This window comes from Acidovorax sp. GBBC 1281 (assembly GCF_028473645.1).
GTDB lineage: Bacteria > Pseudomonadota > Gammaproteobacteria > Burkholderiales > Burkholderiaceae_C > Paracidovorax.
In genome coordinates this window covers 732,129-754,246 of record NZ_CP097269.1, presented here as the reverse complement: position 1 = coordinate 754,246, position 22,118 = coordinate 732,129, and the positions used below count along the sequence as shown (strand labels likewise).

At 70.0% G+C, this 22,118-nt stretch carries 22 protein-coding genes and 1 pseudogene; 12 read left to right on the top strand and 11 right to left on the bottom strand.

All coding sequences use genetic code 11. The features are described 5' to 3' along the window. Positions 1-150: 150 nt before the first annotated feature. Complete coding sequence (locus M5C96_RS03460; RefSeq protein WP_272567188.1) at positions 151-1,755, top strand: methyl-accepting chemotaxis protein; 1,605 nt, start codon at positions 151-153, stop codon at positions 1,753-1,755. A 54-nt stretch (positions 1,756-1,809) separates the two neighbouring features. On the opposite strand, the gene M5C96_RS03455 is transcribed toward M5C96_RS03460, so the two are convergent. The 10 genes from M5C96_RS03455 to M5C96_RS03410 form a co-directional block, all read right to left on the bottom strand. Next, on the bottom strand, positions 1,810-2,817 hold the full coding sequence (locus M5C96_RS03455) for a tyrosine recombinase XerC (RefSeq protein ID WP_272567186.1): 1,008 nt from the start codon (positions 2,815-2,817) through the stop codon (positions 1,810-1,812). A gap of 67 nt (positions 2,818-2,884) precedes the next feature. Continuing rightward, positions 2,885-3,580, bottom strand: coding sequence for a DUF484 family protein (locus M5C96_RS03450; RefSeq protein ID WP_272567184.1), 696 nt, complete (start codon positions 3,578-3,580; stop codon positions 2,885-2,887). After that, positions 3,577-4,455 carry a diaminopimelate epimerase gene (dapF, locus tag M5C96_RS03445; RefSeq protein WP_272567181.1) on the bottom strand — a complete coding sequence of 293 codons (879 nt, stop codon included), beginning with the start codon at positions 4,453-4,455 and terminating at the stop codon, positions 3,577-3,579. The genes M5C96_RS03450 and dapF overlap by 4 nt, the downstream gene beginning before the upstream one ends. Before the next feature lie 150 nt (positions 4,456-4,605). Next, complete coding sequence (locus M5C96_RS03440) at positions 4,606-5,541, bottom strand: ROK family protein (RefSeq protein ID WP_272567180.1); 936 nt, start codon at positions 5,539-5,541, stop codon at positions 4,606-4,608. A 149-nt stretch (positions 5,542-5,690) separates the two neighbouring features. Then, positions 5,691-6,593 carry an amino acid ABC transporter substrate-binding protein gene (locus M5C96_RS03435; RefSeq protein WP_272567178.1) on the bottom strand — a complete coding sequence of 301 codons (903 nt, stop codon included), beginning with the start codon at positions 6,591-6,593 and terminating at the stop codon, positions 5,691-5,693. Positions 6,594-6,687: 94 nt separating this feature from the next. After that, positions 6,688-6,882 carry a DUF2905 domain-containing protein gene (locus M5C96_RS03430; protein WP_272549218.1) on the bottom strand — a complete coding sequence of 65 codons (195 nt, stop codon included), beginning with the start codon at positions 6,880-6,882 and terminating at the stop codon, positions 6,688-6,690. Positions 6,883-6,997: 115 nt separating this feature from the next. Further along, positions 6,998-7,906, bottom strand: coding sequence for an ABC transporter permease (locus tag M5C96_RS03425; protein ID WP_272567177.1), 909 nt, complete (start codon positions 7,904-7,906; stop codon positions 6,998-7,000). Next, on the bottom strand, positions 7,903-8,889 hold the full coding sequence (locus tag M5C96_RS03420; RefSeq protein WP_272567176.1) for an ABC transporter ATP-binding protein: 987 nt from the start codon (positions 8,887-8,889) through the stop codon (positions 7,903-7,905). The genes M5C96_RS03425 and M5C96_RS03420 overlap by 4 nt, the downstream gene beginning before the upstream one ends. Positions 8,890-8,897: 8 nt before the next feature. Then, positions 8,898-9,938: an ABC transporter substrate-binding protein gene (locus M5C96_RS03415; RefSeq protein ID WP_272567175.1), complete on the bottom strand. Its 1,041-nt coding sequence runs from the start codon at positions 9,936-9,938 to the stop codon at positions 8,898-8,900. A gap of 81 nt (positions 9,939-10,019) precedes the next feature. Then, complete coding sequence (locus M5C96_RS03410) at positions 10,020-10,952, bottom strand: TauD/TfdA dioxygenase family protein (RefSeq protein ID WP_272567173.1); 933 nt, start codon at positions 10,950-10,952, stop codon at positions 10,020-10,022. A gap of 408 nt (positions 10,953-11,360) precedes the next feature. Here M5C96_RS03410 and M5C96_RS03405 point away from each other — a divergent pair, with 408 nt between their 5' ends. The 9 genes and pseudogenes from M5C96_RS03405 to M5C96_RS03365 all read left to right on the top strand — a co-directional run bounded on the left by M5C96_RS03405 (position 11,361) and on the right by M5C96_RS03365 (position 19,724). Continuing rightward, positions 11,361-12,137, top strand: a complete 777-nt coding sequence (locus M5C96_RS03405) for a DeoR/GlpR family DNA-binding transcription regulator (RefSeq protein WP_272567172.1) — start codon at positions 11,361-11,363, stop codon at positions 12,135-12,137. A gap of 27 nt (positions 12,138-12,164) precedes the next feature. Next, positions 12,165-13,562 (top strand): ethanolamine ammonia-lyase subunit EutB, encoded by a 1,398-nt coding sequence (locus tag M5C96_RS03400; RefSeq protein WP_272567171.1) that lies wholly within the window; start codon positions 12,165-12,167, stop codon positions 13,560-13,562. Next, entirely contained in the window at positions 13,562-14,392 is an 831-nt protein-coding gene (gene eutC, locus M5C96_RS03395; protein WP_272567169.1) for an ethanolamine ammonia-lyase subunit EutC, read from the top strand. Before M5C96_RS03400 ends, eutC begins: the two co-directional genes overlap by 1 nt. Positions 14,393-14,543: 151 nt before the next feature. Continuing rightward, on the top strand, positions 14,544-15,500 hold the full coding sequence (locus tag M5C96_RS03390; protein ID WP_272567168.1) for a TauD/TfdA dioxygenase family protein: 957 nt from the start codon (positions 14,544-14,546) through the stop codon (positions 15,498-15,500). An 18-nt stretch (positions 15,501-15,518) separates the two neighbouring features. Further along, complete coding sequence (locus M5C96_RS03385; RefSeq protein WP_272567167.1) at positions 15,519-16,850, top strand: ABC transporter substrate-binding protein; 1,332 nt, start codon at positions 15,519-15,521, stop codon at positions 16,848-16,850. A gap of 7 nt (positions 16,851-16,857) precedes the next feature. Further along, positions 16,858-17,770 (top strand): annotated as a pseudogene (locus M5C96_RS03380) (carbohydrate ABC transporter permease). Then, positions 17,757-18,443 (top strand): carbohydrate ABC transporter permease, encoded by a 687-nt coding sequence (locus tag M5C96_RS03375; protein WP_272567162.1) that lies wholly within the window; start codon positions 17,757-17,759, stop codon positions 18,441-18,443. Before M5C96_RS03380 ends, M5C96_RS03375 begins: the two are co-directional and overlap by 14 nt. Then, complete coding sequence (locus M5C96_RS03370) at positions 18,440-18,649, top strand: hypothetical protein (RefSeq protein ID WP_272567161.1); 210 nt, start codon at positions 18,440-18,442, stop codon at positions 18,647-18,649. Before M5C96_RS03375 ends, M5C96_RS03370 begins: the two co-directional genes overlap by 4 nt. A 1-nt stretch (position 18,650) precedes the next feature. Then, complete coding sequence (locus M5C96_RS03365; RefSeq protein WP_272567160.1) at positions 18,651-19,724, top strand: ABC transporter ATP-binding protein; 1,074 nt, start codon at positions 18,651-18,653, stop codon at positions 19,722-19,724. 49 nt (positions 19,725-19,773) lie between these two features. Here M5C96_RS03365 and M5C96_RS03360 read toward each other — a convergent pair whose 3' ends face one another. Then, on the bottom strand, positions 19,774-20,892 hold the full coding sequence (locus tag M5C96_RS03360; protein WP_272569585.1) for a class I SAM-dependent methyltransferase: 1,119 nt from the start codon (positions 20,890-20,892) through the stop codon (positions 19,774-19,776). An 8-nt stretch (positions 20,893-20,900) separates the two neighbouring features. Here M5C96_RS03360 and M5C96_RS03355 point away from each other — a divergent pair, with 8 nt between their 5' ends. Continuing rightward, positions 20,901-21,704, top strand: a complete 804-nt coding sequence (locus M5C96_RS03355; RefSeq protein ID WP_272567158.1) for an SDR family oxidoreductase — start codon at positions 20,901-20,903, stop codon at positions 21,702-21,704. A 42-nt stretch (positions 21,705-21,746) separates the two neighbouring features. After that, complete coding sequence (locus M5C96_RS03350) at positions 21,747-22,115, top strand: dihydroneopterin aldolase (protein WP_272567157.1); 369 nt, start codon at positions 21,747-21,749, stop codon at positions 22,113-22,115. The last annotated feature ends 3 nt before the right edge of the window (positions 22,116-22,118 follow it).

Sequence of the window (22,118 nt, the reverse complement as noted above, 5' to 3'; positions counted from 1 at the left end):
GCCAGGCAGGGAGGACGCAAAGCAACATTTGAGCATTGTTGAGAAACATCCGCTCACAGATTCCTACCATCCACCCCATCTCCAGCCCCCTGGCAGGAGACGCACATCCAAGCACCAAGCATTCCAACAATTTCAGGGAGAAAACACCACATGCTGCACTTCGGTCCTTTGAAAGTCGCCACCCGCCTGGCCCTGCTCCTGGCCCTCCTGTGCCTGCTCGCCGCCGGCGTCGGCACCGCCGGCCTGCTGGGCATGGCGGGCTCCAATGCCGCACTCGTGTCGGTCTATCACGACCGTGTCGTGCCGCTCAAGCAGATCAAGATCGTGGCGGACGCCTATGCCGTGAACGTCGTGGACACGGCGCACAAGGTGCGCGACGGCGCCATGACGCCCCGCCAGGGCCTCGACTCGATCGCCAGCGCACGCAAGGACATCGACGCCCAGTGGTCGGCCTACCTGTCCGCCCCGCTGATCGGCGAAGAGCGCCGGCTGGTCGCGCAATTTCGCCCGCTGCAACTGGCCGCCGATGCGGCGGTGGCGCGGCTCGAAGGCCTGCTGCACGCCGGCGACATCCCGGGGCTGACCGCCTTCGCCGCCCGCGAGATGTACCCGGCGCTCGACCCGCTGCAGACGGTGCTGTCGTCCCTCACGCAGGTGCAGCTGGACACGGCGCAGGCCGACTACGAAGCCGCCGAGGTGGCCTTTGCCGACACCCGCCTGGGGATCGTGGTGGCCGTGGCGGCGGGCGTGCTGGCCGCGCTCGGCTTCGGCTACCTCGTGGCGCGCAGCATCCTGCGCGAACTGGGCGCCGAGCCCGCCACCGCCGCCGCCCTGGCGCGCAGCGTGGCCCAGGGCGACCTCACCGTGGCCATCGCCCTCGCCCCCGGCGACGACACCAGCCTGATGGCGCAGCTGCGCCACATGCGCGACCACCTGGCCACGGTGGTGACCGCCATCCACGAGGGCGCCGAGAGCGTCTCGGCCGCTGCGGCGCAGATCGCCCAGGGCAACGGCGACCTGTCGGCGCGCACCGAGGGCCAGGCCGGCGCGCTGCAGCAGACGGCGGCGTCCATGGAGCAGCTGAGCGCCACGGTGCGCCACAACGCCGACAGCGCGCGGCAGGCCGACCAGCTGGCGCAGACCGCGTCCGCCGTGGCCCGCGAGGGCGGCGCGGTGGTGTCGGACGTGATCCAGACCATGCGCGGCATCAACGACAGCAGCCGCCAGATCGCGGACATCATCGGTGTGATCGATTCCATCGCCTTCCAGACCAACATCCTGGCGCTGAACGCCGCCGTGGAAGCGGCCCGCGCCGGCAACCAGGGCCGGGGTTTCGCCGTGGTGGCGGGCGAGGTGCGGAACCTGGCGCAGCGCGCGGCGCAGGCGGCCGGCGAAATCAAGGGCCTCATCACCGCCAGCGTGGACCGCGTGAACGCGGGCACGGCCCTGGTGGACCGCGCGGGCCAGACCATGGGCAGCGTGGTGAGCAGCATCGGCGGCCTGACCGGGCTGGTCGGCGAGATCACCGCCGCCAGCCGCGAGCAGAGCGAGGGCGTGGACCAGATCAACGGCGCCGTGACGCAGATGGACCAGACCACCCAGCACAACGCCGCCATGGTCGAGGAAATGGCCGCGGCCGCCGCTGCCCTGAGCAGCCGGGCCCGCGAACTGCTGGCCTCGGTGGCGGCCTTCAAGCTGCCCCAGCACCCCGTCCTGGCGGCCCCGCGCATCCCGCGGCGCCTGGTGCGCGGCTGATCCCGCCCGGCGGCCGGCCGCCGGCCTCCAGGCCCGGCGCCAGCGGCCGGCCCCTCAGTCGCCGGATTTCTTGCGGGCCCGTGGATGGGCCGCGTCGTACACCTTGGCCAGGTGCTGGAAATCGAGCCGCGTATAGACCTGCGTGGTGGTGATGTTGGCGTGCCCGAGCAGCTCCTGCACCGCGCGCAGGTCGCCGCTCGACTGCAACAGGTGGCTGGCGAACGAGTGGCGCAGCATGTGCGGGTGCACGGGCGTGGTCAGCCCCGCCTGCTGGCTGCGCTGGCGCAGGCGCAGCCAGATCGACTGCGCCGTGAGCCGCTGGCCGCGCTGGCCCACGAACAGCGCCGCATCCAGCCGCGCCGACGCAGCGCCGCCGAAGGGCTGCGGGCGCTGCGCCAGCCAGGCCTGCAGCGCAGCCAGCGCGGCCGTGCCCACCGGCACGCTGCGGCGCTTGGAGCCCTTGCCGAACACGTGGGCCTCGCCAGCCTCCAGGTCGATCCAGCCGCGGCCCTGGCGCTGGGTGTCGGGGCCGGGCACGGCATCCAGCCCCACCAGCTCGCCCACCCGCAGTCCGCAGCCGTAGAGCAGCTCCACCATGGCGACGTCGCGCGCCTCCAGCCAGGGGTCTCCGCCCGCGTGCTCGAACTCGGCCAGGCGCACCGCGTCGTCCACGGGCAGGGCCTTGGGCAGCGGCTTGGGCGCGCGCGGCGCCCGCACGCCCTGCACGGGGTTGTGCGGCACCACGCCCTGCTGCCCGGCCCAGGTGAAGAACCCGCGCCATCCCGAGAGGATGAGCGCGATGCCGCGCCCGCTGCGCCCGCCGCCGTGCATCTGCGCGACGAAGCGGCGGATGTGCGCGGTGGTCAACCCGAGCAGCGGCACGCCCGCGCCTTCGGCGAAGCGGGCGAGCTTTTGCAGGTCCAGCGTGTACAGGGCCAGGGTGCGGGCGGCCAGGCGCTTTTCCACGCGCACGTGCTCCAGGTAGCGCAGCACCGCCGGATCGGTGGGCGCGGTGGAGGCCGGTGCCGGCTCGGCATCGGCGGTGGGCACCGGTTCGGTCATGGCAGGCGGCGATGCAGGGGAAATGAAGGGCAGAAGGCGCCGGCGGGCAAGGGGCCAGCGCCGCCGCTCAGCGCAGGCGCGAGAGCGCGCCGCTCGCCAGCTCCGCCATGCGGGCGAGAAAATCCGTGCCCATGGCGGCATCGAAGCGGTGCGGATCGGCCGAGCCCAGCACCAGCAGACCGAAGGCCGGCTCGGTGCTGTCGATCGCGCCTTCGCGCAGCGGCAGCAGGGCCAGCGACTGCACCTGCGATGCATCGGGCAGCCACGCCGTGGGCTCGAACCCCAGGTTGGGCCCACAGAACGGCATGGTCAGCGACGAGGCGAAGGCCCGTGCATCCTCGCTCGCGCCCTGGGCGTAGGCCGCACCGGCATAGGTGGGGGCCACGTCCCACAGGCGCAGCGCGGCCTGGGGCACGTCGAACAGGCGGCGGATGCCCTCCTCCACCACGTTCGGCAGGCTGGAGGGGTTGCGGGCCTCGGCCAGCTCGCGCGTCCAGCGGTGGATCTTGTGGGCGATGGCGGCGTTCTCGTTGCTGTTGCGCACCATTTCCATGATGCGCTGCTCCAGGCCCTTGATCTTCTCGCGCAGCATCTCGGCCTGGCGCTCCTGCAGGCTCACGGCCCGCTGGCCGTGGGGGCTGGTGATCTGCACGCTGGCCAGCACCTCGGCGTGGCGCTCGAAAAAGCCCGGCGTCTGCGCCAGGAACTCGGCGATGTCGTCTTCAGTGATGGGGGGAACCTGGGTGCTGTGGGGAATGGTCATGGTGTGTCGGGAATGTCGATCTGGCCTTCGAAGACGGTGGTGGCGGGACCGGTCATGAAGACCGGGTCCGTGTCGCCGCCGTTCCAGGCGATGGTGAGGAGGCCGCCACGCGTCTGCACGTCCACGCGCGCATCAAGCAGCCCCAGGCGGATGCCCGCCACCACGGCGGCGCAGGCGCCCGTGCCGCAGGCCAGCGTCTCGCCGGCGCCGCGCTCGTACACGCGCAGGCGCACCCGGGTGCGATCCACGACCTGGAGGTAGCCCGCGTTCACACGCTGCGGAAAGCGCGCGTGGCGCTCGATGAGCGGGCCGGTCTGCGCGACGGGCGCGGTGTCCACGTCGTCCACGAGTTGCACCGCGTGCGGATTGCCCATGGAAACGACTGCTACAAAAACAATAGCGTCACGCCCTAGTGAATCATGCGCCAGAGGCCATTTTTGCCCCAAACCCTGCATGATGGGGGTGAGGCCCGTGGTGTCGAACGGCACGCGCGCGGGATCGAGCACAGGGCGGCCCATGTCCACCGTCACGCGGCCGTCGGGGGTGAGTTCGGGGGCGATGTCACCAGCGCGGGTGCGCACGCGGATGCGGTCGCGGGTGGTCAGGCCCTTGTCGCGCACGAAGCGGGCGAAGCAGCGCGCGCCGTTGCCGCACTGCTCCACCTCGCCGCCGTCGGCGTTGTGGATGACGTATTCGAAGTCGATGCCCTCGGCGGGCGAGGGACGGACGGTGAGGATCTGGTCGGCGCCCACGCCGAAGTGGCGGTCGCCCAGGAAGCGGTACTGCGCGGCGGTGAGGCCGAGGCGGCCCTGGGTTTCATCGATCACGACGAAATCGTTGCCCGCGCCCTGCATCTTGGTGAAGCGGATGTGCATGGGGCCGGATTATCGTCCCCCCGACCGGGCCGCCATGTAACGGTTCATGCGGTTTGGCCTTCCGCCGGACCACCCGGAGGGAAGCCGCTGACAGTGCGGGAACCCGACCAGGCGATCCAACGGAGCGAGGCGGTTGAAGGCCGATCCATCTCAGCCGCTTGCCACCGCCAGCGCCGCATAGTCGCCCACCTGCAGGCCCAGGCCGGCCGGCACCAGCCGCACCCCGGCCGTGAGCGCCGGCAGGTGCGCCGACACCTCGGCCTGCAGCGGCGGCAGCAGGTAGTCCTGGTGGTGCAGGAACACGCTGCCCCCGAGGCTGATGCGCTGCAGGTCCAGCGTGGCCACCAGGTTGTAGAGCATGCGGCCGAGCACGCGGCACATGCCCGCGACCGCGGCGTGCGCGGCGGCATCGCCCCGCTTGGCCGCATCGACCAGCTGTTCGGCGTCATGGCCGAAGCGGCGCGGCATCGAACTGCCGGCCACGAGCGACTCCACGTCGCCCACGTTGCCGCAGCCGCACAGGGCGTCGCCCGGCCCGTCGCTGGAAAAACTGTGGCCCGCATGGCCCGCGTTGCCGTTCTTGCCGCGCAGCACCCGGCCGTCCACGCACAGGCCCACGCCCACGCCGGTGCTCCAGGTCACGTAGGCGCAGTGGTCCAGGCCCTGCAGCGCGCCCCAGCGGCGCTCAGCCAGCAGCGCGGCGACGGCGTCGTTCTGCGCATGGACCGTGCCCAGCGCGGCCGCCAGCGGCGCCTGCAGGGGGATCTGCATCCAGTCGTTCGGCGCGTCGCGCCCTGGGCCGGCCAGGCCGCCGCAGATGTTGGGGGTGGCCAGTTCCACCTGGCCGTCGCGCAGCGCGAAGGGGCCGCAGGCCGAAACGCCCGTGGCCTGCAATTGCGCGCGGGTGATGCCCGCTTCGGCGCAGGCCTCGTCCACCATGCGCAGGGCCTGCCGGGCCAGGGCGTCGGGTGCGCCAGTCTTGGCGGTGGGCTCGGTGCGGCGCGCCACCAGTTCGGCCAGGCCGGTGCCCGCGGGCGCCAGGGCAACGGCGATCTTCGTGCCGCCGATGTCGATGCATGCTCTCATTACCACCTCGCGTTCGTGCAGGGCCTGGGCCCGGCCGGCCCGCAGGGGCGGCGGCGGTCAACGGACGCAGGCGTTGCCCGCCAGTATCGGCGGGGCGGCGGCGGCGGCATGTAGGCCAGGGCCGACCGCCGGCGCGCCCGGCGGGGACCTCAGATGGAGTAGCCCAGGACCATCGCCACGCCCGGCTCCTTGTTCGGGCGGCTGAAGCTCTCGCGGCTCAGGCGCGCCATGGGCAGGTTGAACTGCTCGGTGGCAAACCATTTCTTGTACAGCGGGTCGATCTCGCGGCTCGAGAACAGGCGGTTCAGCGTGCGGTCCACCACGGCGCCCAGCTCGGTGTCGCCCTTGCGCATCATGATGGCGTAGGGCTCCACCGACAGCACGAACTTGCTCAACTCCACCTTGTCCGCGGCCTTGTTCTTGGCGGCCATGCCGAGCAGCAGCGAATCGTCGTTGGCATAGGCGCGCACGGTGCCGTCCTGGAAGGCCTTGTACGCCTCGGTGTCGGACGCGAACACCTTGAGCTGCATCTTCACCTCGTTGACGGCGAGCTGGGTCAGGAGCTTTTCGGACGTCGTGCCCTTGCTCACCGCCACGGGCAGTCCGGCCAGGTCCTGCAGCACATCCATCTTGACGCCCTTGGGCACCAGAACGCGGATGCCCGCCACGAAGACGGTGTTGCTGAACGCCACGCGATCCTGCCGCGCCTTGGTGTTGGTGGTGGAGCCGCACTCGAGATCGATCTCGCCGGCTTCGAGCTTGGGGATGCGCTCCGTGCCGCTCACCACCTTGTATTTCACGTCCAGCTCCTTGAGCTTGAGCGTGCGCTTGATCTCATCGACCGCGGCCAGGCACAGGTCCACGGAGTAGCCCGCGGGGGCCTTCTTGTCGTCCAGGAACGAAAACGGCCAGGCCGCTTCGCGCACGCCCAGGGTGATGGAATGGGTTTCCTGAATGCGTTGCAAGGTGTTGGCCGGGCCCTGGGCCATGGCGGAAAACGGCGCGATGGCGCAGGCGAGCAGCGGCAGCAGCCGGGCGATGGAGCGGAACATGGGAAAAACGACTTTCAAAGGGGCGGCCGGGACATCGGGCGCGCCCAGTGTGACAAGGGCAGATGGAAAATCCGTGACAGGCGACGCGCGGGCCTCACACCCATTTGGCGATCAGGCTCGCCAAGGCGCTGAGCAGCAGCGTGCTGGTGAGTGGAATGAACCACTCGCGACCGAACAGACGGAACCGGAAGTCCCCCGGCAGACGCCCCATCCCCAGGCGCTGCAGCAGCGGCGTGAGGCCGTTGATGAGCACCAGCGCGAGAAAAACGACGATCAGCCAGCGAAACATGGGCTGCAAGTGTAGGGCTTGCGGCTTTTCAGCCCCTGGATCGGCTGGTCAGGGCCCTGAAAGCCCAGGGGCATGGCTCCCACCCGCGCGCCCCCCCGTGCAGCGTGCCGTTCGGTCAGCGCTGCACGCCCCAGCGGCGCACCGTCAGGCGCTCCAGCGTGTGAAAGCCCAGCGTCTCCACCAACAGCCCGATGAGGATCACGAGCGCCAGGCCCGCGAACACCTTGTCGGTGTAGAGCTCGTTGCGGTTCTGGAAGATGTACCAGCCCAGTCCCCCCTTGCCCGAGGACGCGCCGAACACCAGCTCGGCGGCGATCAGCGTGCGCCAGGCAAAGGCCCAGCCGATCTTCAGGCCCGACAGGATGGACGGCAGCGCCGCCGGCACCAGGATCTGCAGCACGTAGCGGATGCCCGTGAGGCCGTAGTTGCGCCCGGCCATGCGCAGCGTCTCGGGCACGCCCTGAAAGCCCGCGTAGGTGGCCAGCGACAGCGGCCACAGCACCGAGTGCACCAGCACGAACACCAGGCTGCCCTGCCCCAGGCCGAACCACAGCAGCGCCAGCGGCAGCAGCGCGATCGCGGGCAACGGGTTGAACATGGCGGTCAGCGTGGACAGCAGATCGCGCCCGAACTGGGTCGATACCGCCAGCGTGGTCAGCACGAAGGCCCCCGCGATGCCGGCCAGGTAGCCCTTGAGCAGCACCGACAGCGAGATCGCGGCCTTGGCCAGCAGCTCGCCCGACGCCAGGCCCTCGGCCAGGGCCCGGGCGGTCTGAACGAACGTGGGCAGCAGCAGATCGTTGTCCTGCCAGCGCGCCAGCAGCTCCCACAGCACGGCCAGCACCGCCAGGATGGCGAGCCGGCGCACGGCCTGCTGCTGCCAAATGCGTGCGAACAGCGGCAGCGGCTGCTGGGGCGCAATGCCTTCGAGCGGCGCGAGCGGGCCTTCGAACTCCGGCCGCACGGGCGGCTCGGGCCGCGCACGGGGCGCGGTATCCACGGGAGGAGTGAGGGCAGCGGTCATACGGAAATCTGGAAAGGCAGGCCGCCGATCGGCCGCGCCGCGGCGGAAGGCACGGCCCGCTCGTGCGCCTGCACCTCGGCCTGCACCGGCCCGGCCGCGCCGCCACCGGGCGCCGGCTCGTCGAACAGCAGCCGGTGGATGCGCTGGGCCGTGGCCTGGAACGCCGTGCCGCCCAGGCTGTGCAGCCCGAACTGGTGGCAGTTGACCTCGGCGCGCAGCCGCCCCGGGTGCGGCGACAGGATGGCGATGCGGTTGCCCACCACCAGCGCTTCTTCGATGGAATGGGTGACGAAGATCAGCGTGAAGCGGAACTCGTCCCACAGCCCCAGCAATTCTTCCTGCATGCGGCGGCGCGTGAGCGCATCGAGCGCGGCGAAGGGCTCATCCATCAGCAGCACGCGCGGCTGCATGGCCAGGGCGCGGGCGATGGCCACGCGCTGCTTCATGCCGCCCGACAGCTGGTGCGGGTGCGCATCGGCGAACCGGGACAGCCCCACCTTGTCGAGGTAGAGCGCCGCGCGCTCTGCGGCTTCGGCGCGGCTGGCGCGGCGTGCGGCCAGCAGCGGGAACATGACGTTCTCGCGCACGGTCTTCCAGGGCGGCAGCTGGTCGAACTCCTGGAACACCACCACGCGGTCGGGCCCCGGCCGCGTGACGGGCTGGCCGTCGAGCACGATGCGGCCTTCGCTCGGCGGGATGAAGCCCGCAATGGCCTTGAGCAGCGTCGATTTGCCGCAGCCCGATGCGCCCAGCAGCACGAAGCGGTCGGCCGCATGCACCTGGAAATCCACCCGGTGCGTGGCCCGCACCACGGTGTCTCGCGTGCGGTAGTCGATGCTCACGCCCTCCACGTGCAGCAGCGCCGACGGGTCCACCGCACGGGTGGGCAACGGCCCGGCCGCCGGGGCCACGCCACCGCCGGCGCCGCCGGTCTCGGGCTCCAGTCGCTCCATCAGCGCGGGGGAAAGGGGTCCCAGCCGCATGGCGCGCTTCAGTTGCCGCCAGCGGTGTGGGCGTCTTCGAAGAAATAGTCCTTGAGCGTGGTCGGCGCATTCTTGATGGCGCCCACGCGGTGCAGGAACTGGCCCATGCCCAGCGTGTTCTCGGGCTTCACCTTGAACTGGACTTCCGGGTTCTTGATGATCTTGAGCAGCAGGTCCCGGTCGGTCTTGGCGCCGGTCACACGCAGGTAGATGTCCGCCGCCTTCTCGGGATGGGCGGTGATGAACTTGGCGGCTTCGTCCAGGCCATCCAGAAACGCCTTGTAGGTCTTGGGGCTCTCGCGGCGGAATTTTTCGGTCGCGTACAGCACGGTGGCCGACGAAGGCCCGCCCAGCACGTCGTAGGAGTTGAGCACGATGCGCGCGGCCGGGTTGCCGGCCAGTTCCTGTTCCTGGAACGGCGGGTTGCCGAAATGGCCCGTGATCTCGGTGCCGCCCTTGATGATCGCGGCGGCGGCATCGGGATGCGGCAGGGCCACCTGGATCTTGTCCAGGCGGTTGAAATCCTTGTCGCCCCAGAGCTTGGCCGAGGCCATCTGCAGCACGCGCGACTGCACCGACACGCCGACGGCGGGCAGCGCGATGCGGTCCTGCTCGGTGAAATCGGCCAGCGTCTTCACCTTGGGGTTGTTGCTCACCAGGTAGTACGGAAAGTTGCCCAGCGAGGCCACGCCCTTCACGTTCTGGCGGCCCTTGGTGCGGTCCCACAGCGTGAACAGCGGGCCCACGCCAGCACCTGCGATGTCGATGTTTCCGGACAGCAGGGCATCGTTGACCGCCGAGCCGCCGGACAACTGGAGGTAATCGACCTGGATGTCGATGCCTGCCGCCTTGCCGTGCTTTTCGATGAGCTTCTGGTCCTGCGCCACGTTCAACAGCAGATACACCACGCCGAACTGCTGCGCGATGCGCAACCGGCCTTCGGCCGCGTGCGAAGCGGCGGGCAGCCCCAGGCCGCAGGCGATGAGGCCGGCAGTGGCCAGGGCGGCAAGGGTGCGGCGGGCGGCGCCGCGGCGTGAAGGCGGGTGCATGGTGGGCATTTCCTGGCGCGAGAAGCGAGAAGCAACGACGAAGGGGGAAGGGAGGAGCGCGGGGGCGAAGGCGGCGGCCGTTCAGAACGGCAGGTCGCCCTCGACCGTGGTGCGGTAGAGCTTGCGGCGCTCGCTGTCGGGCGTGCCAGCCGCCAGGTGCATGACCGAGCGGTTGTCCCAGAAGACCAGGTCGTGCGGCAGCCAGCGGTGCCGGTACAGGAACTCGGGCCGCACACTGGCGGCGAACAGTTCGTCCAGCAGCGCGCGGCTTTCATCGTCGGGCAGGCCGACGAGGCGCGTGGTGAAGTGCTCGCTCACGAAGAGCGCCTTGCGGCCGGTTTCGGGGTGGGTGCGCACCACCGGGTGCACGGCGGGCGCCACCTCGTCGATCTGCGCCTGCGTGAGCTTCGGGCGCCAGGGGCTGCGGGCGCGCAGTTCTTCGTACTTGGCCAGGTAGCTGTGCTCGGCCGACAGCGGAGCGATGGCGTTCTTGAGCGCCTGGGGCAAGGCATCGTAGGCCGCGTGCTGGTCGGCGAACAGCGTGTCGCCGCCTTCGCCGGGCAGCTCCTGCGCATGCAGCAGCGAGCCCAGGCTGGGCTTTTCCTTGTACGACAGATCGGAATGCCAGTAATGGCCCGCATCGCCCAGCCCGATGGGCTGGCCACCGGCGTCCTTGATGTTGGAGACGATCAGGATCTCGGGGTGATCGGCCAGCTGGAAGTTCTTCAGCACATGGATCTGCAGCGGGCCGAAGCGGCGGCTGAAATCGATGTGCTGGCGCGGGGTGATGCGCTGGTCGCGGAACACCAGCACGTGGTGCGCAAGGTGCGCGCGGTGGATGCGGTCGAAGTCCTGCGCGCCGAGGGGCCGCGACAGATCGAGGCCCACCACCTCGGCGCCCAGCGGGCCTGCGGCGCCGGCCACCGGGCGGATATCGAAGGGCTGCGGCGCGGCATCATCTTCCAGGGCGATGGTCGTCGCGGAAACCGGGGCGTGGGACAGAACTGCCGACATGGTGAACCACCTTTGAACGGGCCCGGCGGGGCCCTCTGGGTTGCCACTTTATTCAGCACGCCTGCAAACCGGAACGAATGATTTATGCATTGCTAACTACAAAATCATCTATCGACACGGCACCCCTACTGCTTGCCCAGTGCTGGCACCCGTCACGAAACGGACGCCTGACCTTGGCATATTGGGTGCTTGTGCCCTTTCATGCAAAAGTTAACACTGGGCACCTATGCACCCCATCGCACCCACCGGGGCCGCACGGAGCGCACACACCCTCCCCCGTTCTTTCGCGATGCTCCCAGGACACCGGCGCCTGCGGGTGAACGGAGCCACCCGGCACCACCGGGCCACGGGCACGGCCCCTGCGCTATCCCCACCCGCGAACGAACCGACACGACAGGATCACAGGACATGCTGCAGGAAGAACGATTCATCCGCATCCGCACGCTGCTGGCCACGCTCACCCGCGTGAGCACCGAGCGCATCGTGAAGGACCTCGACGTTTCGCGCGAGACCGTGCGGCGCGACCTCGTCGAGCTGGAGGCGCAGGGCGTGCTGCGCCGTGTGCACGGCGGCGTGGTCGCGCCCGGCCCGGCGCCCGAACCCCCGCTGGCCGTGCGCCAGGCGGTGCGCGAGCGCGAAAAGCGCGCCATCGCCCGCGCCGCGCTGCGGCAGCTGCAGCCGGGGCAGACGCTGTTCCTCGATGCCGGCAGCACCACCACCCTCCTGGCGGCGGAGCTGTCCGCCCTGTCGGGCATGACGGTGGTGACCAACAGCCTGAACGCCGCGCTCCAGCTGGCCGGGGCCGATGCCGGCCGCCCGGCGCGCAACGACGTCATCCTGCTGGGCGGCCGCACCGACCCCGGGGTGCGGGCCACGCACGGCGACATCACGGTGGCCGAGATCCACCGCTACCGCGCCGACGTGGCGCTGCTCTCGCCCGTGGGCATCCACTGCCTGCACGGGGCCACCAGCTTCGACCACCACGAGGCGGCCATCGCCCGCGCCATGGCGGCGCAGGCGCAGCGGCTCATCGTGCTGGCCGACCACAGCAAGATCGGCCAGGCCAGCCGCGTGGTGTATGCAGGCCTGCCCGAGATCGATACCATCGTGACCGATGCGGGATCGCGCGCGCTGCCCGGCCTGTCGGCGCTGCAGGCGGCCGGCAGCCACGTCATCGTCGCCTGACCGTCCACGAAAGGCCCCCGACGCCCCATGCCCGCCAGCCGCTACCACCACACCGCCGGCGGACAGCGCTGGCAATTCCGCGACCTGGGCGACGTGATGGCCAAGGCCACGCCGGCCCGGTCGGGCGACGTGCTGGCGGGCATCGCGGCGGGCACGGCGGTGGAACGCATGGCCGCGCGCATGTGCCTGGCCGATGTGCCGCTCGACCGCTTCCTGAGCGAAGCGCTGGTGCCCTACGAGGACGACGAGGTCACCCGCCTCATCATCGACACGCACGATGCCGCGGCCTTCGCGCCCATCGCCCACCTCACCGTCGGGGGGCTGCGCGACTGGCTGCTGGCCGCGGACAGCGTCCTGCTGACCGCCGTGGCGCCGGGCCTCACGCCCGAGATGGCGGCCGCCGTGAGCAAGCTCATGCGCAACCAGGACCTGGTGGCGGTCGCGCGCCGGTGCCGGGTGACCACGCGCTTTCGCAACACCCTCGGCCTGCCCGGGCACCTGGCCGTGCGGCTGCAGCCCAATCACCCCACGGACGACCTGCGTGGCATCGCCGCCTCGATGATCGACGGCCTGCTCTACGGCGCGGGCGACGCGGTGATCGGCATCAACCCGGCCACGGACAGCATCGCGGCCCTGACAGGCCTGGTGCACCGGCTTGACGAGGTGATTGCCACGCTGCGGATCCCCACGCAGTCCTGCGTGCTCACGCACGTGACCCACACCATCCAGATGATCGAGCAGGGCGCGCCGGTGGACCTGGTGTTCCAGTCCATCGCCGGCACTGAAAAGGCCAACGCCGGTTTCGGCGTGAACCTGGCCCTGCTGCACGAGGCGCGCGAGGCGGCCCTGTCGCTCCGGCGCGGCACGCTGGGCGACAACGTCATGTATTTCGAGACCGGCCAGGGCAGTGCCCTGTCGGCCGACGCCCACCACGGCGTGGACCAGCAGACCTGCGAAGCGCGGGCCTACGGCGTGGCGCGCGCGTTCTCGCCCCTGCTCACCAACACCGTGGTCGGCTTCATCGGGCCGGAGTACCTGTACGACGGCAAGCAGATCATCCGCGCGGGCCTGGAAGACCACTTCTGCGGCAAGCTGCTGGGCGTGCCGCTGGGCTGCGACGTCTGCTACACCAACCATGCCGAGGCCGATTCGGACGACATGGACACGCTGATGACGCTGCTGGGCGTGGCGGGCCTGACCTTCATCATGGGCGTTCCGGGTGCGGACGACATCATGCTCAACTACCAGAGCACCTCGTTCCACGACGCGCTGTACCTGCGCGAAGTGCTGGGCCTGCGGCGCGCACCCGAGTTCGAGGCCTGGCTGCAGCGCATGCAGCTGACCGACGGGGCCGGTCGCCTGCTGCCCGCCGCGCAGCAGCGGCCCGCGCTGGCGCAGTTGCGGCGCATCGGAGGGGCCGGGTGATGGCCGACACGCCCGCCACCCCGGACGCCGGCCCGCCGCCCGATCCCTGGGACGACCTGCGCGCCCACACGGCGGCGCGGCTGGCGCTGGGGCGCGCAGGCACCGCCATCCCCACGCGCGAACTGCTGGACTTCGGCATGGCCCACGCCCAGGCACGCGATGCCGTGCACCGGCCACTCGATGCCGAAGGCCTGGCCACGCAGCTCGCCCCGGCAGGCGGCACCCCGCTGCAGGTGGCCAGCGCCGCCACCGACCGTGCCACCTACCTGCTGCGCCCCGACCTGGGCCGCCGCCTGGGCGATGCCGATGCCGAACGCCTGCGCGGCCTGGGCCGCCAGGGCGATGGCGGCACCCCGCAGGCGGGATGCGACCTGCTGCTGGTGGTGGCCGATGGCCTCTCGTCCCTGGCCGTGGAACGCCATGCCGCGCCGCTGGTGCACGCCATCCGGGGCACGGCACCGCAGGGCTGGCGCATCGGCCCTTTGGTCATTGCCACGCAGGCGCGCGTGGCGCTGGGCGACGAGGTGGGCACACTGCTGGGCGCACGCCTGGTAGCGGTGCTGATCGGCGAACGCCCGGGCCTGAGTTCGCCCGACAGCCTGGGCATCTACCTCACCTGGCATCCGCAGGTGGGCCGCAGCGATGCGCAGCGCAACTGCATCTCCAACGTGCGGCACGAAGGGCTGGCACCGGCCGCGGCGGCAGCGCGCCTGTGGTGGCTGTGCCAGGAGGCCCGGCGCCTGGGGCTCACCGGCATCGGGCTCAAGGACCGCAGCGATGCGGCCACCCTGGACGCCGCACCGGCCAAGGGCACGCTGGCCGACGGGTGACGGGTAACGGGCCGGCAGCGCCCTTCCATCTTTTCGGCCTATGGATATGGCCCGATGTTCGGGTCGCTTGCATATCCGATTTGGTCGCTTCGCGTCCGTCATGGCGGTCTCCAGAATACGGCCATCACCCCTTCCCCGCTGGAGCCTGCCCGTGAGCGAAACATCCCCATTCCGGTTCGATACGTCCTTTGGAAACCTGCGCATCCGCCGCGTGGCGGGCAGCCTGGGCGGTGAAGTGCTCGGCCTCCAGCTGTCGGGGGAGCTGGACGACGCGACCATCGCCGACCTCACCGCCGCGCTGGTGCGCCACAAGGTGCTGTTCTTCCGCGGCCAGACGCACCTGGACGATGCCGCGCACCAGGCGTTCGGCGCGCGCCTGGGCAAGACCGTGGCCCATCCCACGGTGCCCTCGCCCACGGGCACGCGCATCTTCGAACTCGACGCCTCCAAGGGCGGTGGCCGTGCCGATTCGTGGCACACCGACGTGACCTTCATCGACGCATTCCCCAAGTACGGCATCCTGCGCGGCGTGACCATTCCGGCCTACGGCGGCGACACGGTGTGGGCCAACACGGCCGCGGCCTATGCCCGCCTGCCCGAAGACCTCCAGCGCCTGGCGGACGGCCTGTGGGCCGTGCACAGCAACGACTACGACTACGGCGCCGAGCGCGTGGTGGTCGAGGAGGAACGGCTGAACCACCACCGCAAGGTGTTCGTGTCCTCCGTGTTCGAGGCTGAGCACCCCGTGGTGCACGTGCACCCCGTGTCGGGCGAGCGCGCGCTGCTGCTGGGCCACTTCGTCAAGAAGATCGCGGGCTTTTCCAGCACCGAATCGGCACGCCTCTTCGAGATCCTGCAAAACCGCGTGGTCCGCCTGGAGAACACCGTGCGCTGGCAGTGGCAGCAGGACGACGTGGCGATTTGGGACAACCGGGCGACGCAGCACTTCGCAATCAACGACTACGGCACCCAGGCCCGCGTGGTGCGCCGCGTCACGGTACACGGCGAGCCTGCCGTGGCGGTGGACGGGCGCCGCAGCCGCACCCGCGTGCGGCCCGAAGCCACCAACGACGCGCAGATCGACAGCGTCATTACCGCGACCGCCTGACGCCACGGAGCCATCGACATGACCCAACGACGCCAGTGGCTCCAGGCCGCATCGGCCCTGGGCGCCACCGCCCTGCTGCCCGGCTTTGCGAAGGCGCAGAGCGGTGCGAAGAAGTTCCAGGGCGTGACCCTGAATGTCTCGACCTTCAGCGCGGCCTACCCCAAGCTGCTGCAGCAGTACCTGCCCGAGTTCGAGTCGCTCACGGGCGCCAGGGTGAACTTCGACGCACCCTCGTTCCCGGTCTACAACCAGCGTGCCGACCTGGAACTGTCCACCAAGGGCTCGGCCTACGACGTGGTCAACGTGACCTTCATCTACTCGAGCCGATGGATCCACTCGGGCTGGCTCACGCCGCTCGACGATTTCATCAGGAACCCCAACCTCACGCCCGCCGACTGGGACGTGAACGACTTTTTGCCCGGCGCCCGCGCGCCCGAGACCGGCAAGGATGGCAAGCTCTACGGCATCCCCTGGACGGCGGAGGCGCTGCTGTCCGCCTCCTCGCGCTTCGACCTGGTGCAGCAGGCCGGCCTGGCCTACCCGGACACCACGGACGACCTGGTGAAGGTACTGCGCGCCGTGAACAAGAAGGAACGCGTGGCGGGCTTCGTGTCCGACAGCCACTACGGCTGGACCTTCGTGCCCTATCTGCATGCCTTCGGTGGCGATGTGTTCCGCAAGGCACCGGACGACCTGTATCCCACGCTGGACACGCCCGAAGCCATCGCAGCGGCCGAGTACTACGCCAGCCTGCTGCGAGAGTTCGGGCCCGACGGTGCCATCACTTACACGCCCGACCAGGTGACCCAGGCCCTCAAGCTCGGCCGCGTCAATTTCACCGATGCGGGGCAGTTGCATCTCGCGCAGCTGGGGGACCCGGCCTCCAGCAAGACCTTGAAGACTCTGCAGTTCGGCCAGGTGCCCAAGGGGCCTGCAGGGCGCTTTCCGGGCACGGCCGTGCATGGCCTGGGCATTCCGACGGGGTCGAAGAACAAGGAGGCCGCTTGGGCCTTCATCCAGTGGGCGCTGTCCAAGCAGACCACGCGCCGGGCGGTGCTGGCCGGCTACGGCTCGCCGGCACGCCGCTCGGACATCGACTCCAGGGAGTTCCGCGCCAGGCAGGTCATCAACGGCAACGACCTGGCACAACTGGCACTGGACTCGATCGAGCTGGCCTCCAAGACCGGGCACATGAAGTACCGCACGGTGTCGGTCTACCCGCAGGTGGACCAGCAGCTCAACAAGGCGATCGCGCTGATCGCCTCCGGCCAGGCCAGCGCGCGGCAGGCGCTGCAGCAGGCGCAGGCCCAATCGATCACCGAGCTCCAGCGCGCCGGGCTGAAGCTGTGAGCCGGCGGTGAACACCTTGACTCTGCGCCCCGGCCTCGGCTGGGAAGCGGCGCGCCGCCGCGCCTTCCTGTGGGGCCTGCTGCCCTCGCTGGCCGTGCTGCTGGTCATCACGCTGGCGCCGGCCACGGCGCTGCTGGTGACGAGCTTCACGCCCCTGAGCCTCACGGACGCGGCCGGCACCTTCCGCTTCGACGACCCGCTGGTGAACTACCGCCACCTGCTGGTGGACACGCGCTTTCTGCGCTCCATCGCCACGCAGCTGCAGCTGTCGGTCTCCAGCGTGGCGCTGCAACTGGGCGTGGGGCTGGGCCTGGCGCTGCTGCTCAACGGGCGCTCCAAGCTGCTGGGCGCCACGCGCACGGCGTTCCTGATCCCCATGGTGCTGCCACCCATCGTGGTGGCGCTGATCTGGAAGATCCTGTACACGCCCGACGTGAGCCCGCTGCACCGCGCGCTGGAGGCGGTGGGCCTGCCGGTGCGCTCGCTGATCGCCAACCCCGACACGGCCCTGTGGGCCATCTCCATCGCCGATACCTGGCAGTGGTTTCCGTTCACCCTGCTGATGGTGCTGGCCACGCTGCAGATGGTGCCGGACGACCCGCTGGAGGCCGCGAGCCTGGACGGCGCCAACCGCTGGCAACTGTTCCGGTACATCGTGCCCTACCTGCGGCCGGTGCTGGTGGTGTGCGGCCTGTTCCGGCTGATCGACAGCTTCAAGGCCTTTCCGCTGATCTACGTGCTGACCGATGGCGGCCCGGGCACGGTGACCGAGGTGACCAACTACTACGGCTTCATCCAGGCCTTCAATTTCTCCTACTGGGGGGTACGCCAGCGCCATCGCGATGGTGATTCTCGCGGGCGTGTTCGCGCTCAGCTGGCTGGTGGGCCGCCTCGGATGGAACGACCATGACAAACGCTGAAGCCGCCCTGCCCCTGCCCTCCACGTTCACGCCGCCCCCTGCCGCGCGGCCCTTGCCAGATGCGCGGCGTGCCGGATGGCTGCGCCGCCATGCGCGCGGCCTCGTGGCCGTCGCTCTGCTGCTGGTGGTGATGTTCCCCTTCCTGTGGCTGGTGCAGCTGGCCTTCCGGCCCAGCGCGGACATCTTCGAGGACCGCCTGCTCTTCACGCCCACGCTGGAAGGCTTTCGCAGCCTGCTGCAGGGCAACTTCCTCAAGTCGTTCTGGAACAGCCTGGCGGTCAGCACCCTGTCCACCGGCCTGTCGCTGCTGATCGGCGTGCCGGCCGCCTATGCACTCACGCGCTGGCAGTTCCGGTGGCGGCGCCAAGTGGCCCTGTGGATCCTAGTGACGCGCATGGCGCCGCCCATCGCCTTCACCATCCCGTTCTTCCTTGCCTACCGCTGGCTCGGCTTGCAGGACACCATCGTGGGCCTGGCCATCGTCTATCTCACCTTCAACCTGGCGATCGTGATCTGGCTGATGCAGACCTTCTTCGAAGCGGTGCCCACCGCGCTCGAAGAGGCGGCCTACATCGATGGCTGCGGCGTCTGGCAGGCCTTCTGGCGCATCACGCTGCCGCTGGCGGCCCCCGGGCTGGCGGCCACCGCCGTGCTGTGCTTCATCTTCTCGTGAACGACTTCTTCTACGCACTGATCCTCACGCGCACGAATGCCGTCACCGCCCCGGTGGCCATCGTCAACTTCCTGCAGTACGAAGGCTGGGAGTGGACCAAGATCGCCGCGAGCGGCACGCTGGTGATGTTCCCGGTGGTGATCTTCACGGTGCTCGTGCGCACCTACCTCGTGCGCGGGCTCACGGCCGGCGGCGTCAAGGACTGACATGGCCGAACTGTCCCTTCACCAGATCGTCAAGCACTACGGCGGCACACCCGTGATCCACGGGGTGGACATCGACATCCGCGACGGCGAGTTCGTCGCGCTCGTCGGGCCCTCGGGCTGCGGCAAGTCCACGCTGCTGCGCGCCATCGCGGGGCTCGAAACCATCACCAGCGGCGAGATCCGGCTGGGTGGGCGCGTGATCAACGACGTGGCGCCCAAGGACCGCAACATCGCCATGGTGTTCCAGAACTACGCGCTCTACCCCCACATGACGGTGGCGCAGAACCTGGGCTTCTCGCTGAAGCTGCAGGGCGAGAGCCAGGCCGCCATCCGGCGCCGGGTGGACGAGGTGGCCGCCATCCTGGGCCTGGAAGCCTTGCTGGACCGCACGCCGCGCCAGCTCTCGGGCGGCCAGCGCCAGCGCGTGGCCATGGGCCGCGCCATCGTGCGCCAGCCCCATGCCTTCCTGTTCGACGAGCCGCTGTCCAACCTCGATGCCAAGCTGCGCGTGCAGGTGCGCACCGAAATCAAGGCACTGCACCAACGCCTGGGCACCACCACGGTGTACGTCACGCACGACCAGGTGGAGGCCATGACCCTGGCCGACCGCATCGTGGTGCTCAAGGACGGGGTGATCGAGCAGGTGGGTGCGCCCCTCGATCTGTACGACCGGCCGGCCAATGCGTTCGTGGCGGGGTTAATCGGCTCGCCGGCCATGAACTTCATTCCGGGCCGTCTGCACCTGGATGGCGAGGCCAGCGTGGTGACCGACGACGGCTTGCGCCTGCCCCTGGCCCGCCCGCCCCGCGGGCGCCATGGCGACAACGTGCTGTACGGGGCCCGGCCCGAGCACTTCGCGCTGGACACCAGCGGCGCGGGCCTGCCGGCCCAGGTCGTCGTGGTGGAGCCCACGGGCTCGGAAACCCAGGTCGCGCTGCGGCTCGATGGCCGGCACGACATCCTGGCGGCGTTCCGCGACCGCACCGACGTGCGGCCGGGCGACGCGCTTCAGTTGCGGCCTGTGGCGGCGCAGGCGCACCTGTTCGATGCGGCCAGTGGTCAGCGGCTGAATTGACACCACCCTGTGTTGGGCCCACCCGAAGGGCCCAGGGCGGCACAGCGCATCACAGCCGATGGGACCGATCCCCTTGCGAAAAGCCGACGGGCTCCCACGGTTCGCCCGCGCCCAGCGCCAGCACCTTGAACAACTCGCCCATCTCGTGCTCCATGACCAGCTTGGCGGCTGTCGCGCGTTTGAGCGGGGGCAACTCCACCATGCGCTGGGCCAACCCGCAGTTGATGAGGAAGTGCGCCTGCGTGGTGTAGCCCAGCACCTGCAGGCCCGCGTCCTGCGCGGCCAGCGCCATGGCCGTGAAGTTGACGTGCGCGGTGATGTCCTTGCGGCCCACCGCCACCAGCGGATCGCTGTCGGCCAGGTGTCCCTGGTGGCACATCACCGTGCCCATGTGGCGCTGGGGGTGGTAGTACTCCGCCTCGCCGAAGCCGTAGTCCAGCAGGAAGGCCGCGCCGCGCTCCAGCCGGTCGGCCAGGGTGCGGATGAAGCCCTCGCCCTGCGGGTGGATCTCGGTCAGGTAGTCGTGCGGGCCTTCCACCTCCACGGGCGGGCGCAGATCGGTGGGCCGGTCGGCCCAGGCGAAGGCATCGCCCTGCAGCACCACGCCGCGTTCATGCCACACGCCGGCCGCCTGCCCGCCGTGGCGGGCCAGCAGCTTCACCGGCATGGCGTCCAGCACCTCGTTGCCCACCACCACGCCCGCGAAGCGGTCGGGCAGCGCGTCCACCCACCGCACCTTTTGCGCATGCGGGGACAGCAGCACCTGCTGGCGCGCACGCAGGCTGCCGGACAGATCGACGATGGTGTAGCGCTGCACCCGCTCGCCCAGGGCATCGAGCAGCTGCAGCGCCAGGGCACCGGAGCCCGCGCCGAACTCCCACAGTTCGTGCGTTCCGGTCTGCGCCAGGGCCTCGCCCACCTGCACGGCCAGGGTCTGGCCGAACAGGGGGCTCAGCTCGGGCGCGGTCACGAAGTCGCTGCCCGATCCGGGCAGCAGGCCGAACTTGGTGGAGTCGTTGGCGTAGTAGCCCAGGCCGGGCGTGTACAGGGCCATGGCCATGAAGCGGTCGAAGCCGATCCAGCCGCCGGCCTGCGCAATGGCCTGGCCGATGTGGGCCGCCAGGGCGGTCGTTAAACTTGGGGGTTCTGTCGTCGTCACGGTCCCGATTGTCCCCGATGCCCTCCCCCTCCCGTCCTCGCACCGTGCTGGTGACCGGCGCCGCCAAGCGCCTGGGCCGCGACATCGCGCTCGCGCTGGCGGCCGGCGGCTGGCAGGTGGCCGTCCACTATCGGCATTCCGAGCAGGATGCTATCGAAACCGTAGCGGTATGCCGGCGATTTTCATGCGCCAGCGCCCATTTCGATGCCGATTTCCAGGACGAGGCCGCCGTGCGCGGCCTGCTGCCCCGCGTGGTGCAGCATTTCGGCGCGGTGGATGCGGTGGTCAACAGTGCCTCGCTTTTCGAGCACGACGATGCCGCCAGCTTCGGCTTTTCCACGCTGGAGCAGCACTTGCGCAGCAACACCGCGGCGCCCGTGCTGCTGGCCCAGGGCCTGCATGCGCATCTGGAACAGCGGGCCGCAGCCGCTGCGGGCGATGGGGGTGACCAGGGCGAAATCCACGGCGCCGTGGTCAACCTGCTCGACCAGAAGCTCTGGAACCAGAACCCCGACTTCCTGAGTTACACCCTCTCCAAGGCAGCGCTGGAGGCGGCCGGCACCATGCTGTCGCTGGCCCTCGCGCCCCGGGTGCGGGTGGTGGGGGTGGCGCCAGGCCTCACCCTCACCAGCCACCTGCTGGAAGGCGAGAAATTCCGCCAGCTGCACGCGTTGAGCCCGCTGGGCCGGTCTTCCACGCCCGCCGACGTGGCCGCCACCGTGAAGTTCGCGCTGGAAAACCGCTCCATCACCGGCACCACGCTGCTGGTGGATGGCGGCCAGCACCTGATGCGGTTCGAGCGCGACTTTTCGATGATGTGAGCGCAAGCCGGCTCCGCCCTCCCCCTTTCCTTCCCATACCCCATGTACAACGCCGCAGGCACCCAGATCCTCACGCTCACCGGTTTGCGCTTCGACGCCAACCTGGGCATCCTCGCGCACGAGATGACCACGCCGCAGCCCATCCAGGTCGATGCCGAGCTGCACCTGGGCACGCAACCCCTGCACCCCGACGACGACATCCTGCACGTGCTGGACTACCGCAAGGTGCGCCAGATCATCATCGACGAGTGCACGGCCGAGCACGTGAACCTGCTGGAGACGCTGATCGGCAAGCTCAGCGCCCGGCTCATGCTGCTGCCCGGCGTGCTGGGCGTGCGCGTGAAGATCGCCAAATTGGAAATTTTTGACGACTGCGAAGTGGCCATCCGCAGCGAGACAGGACAGTGGTGAACC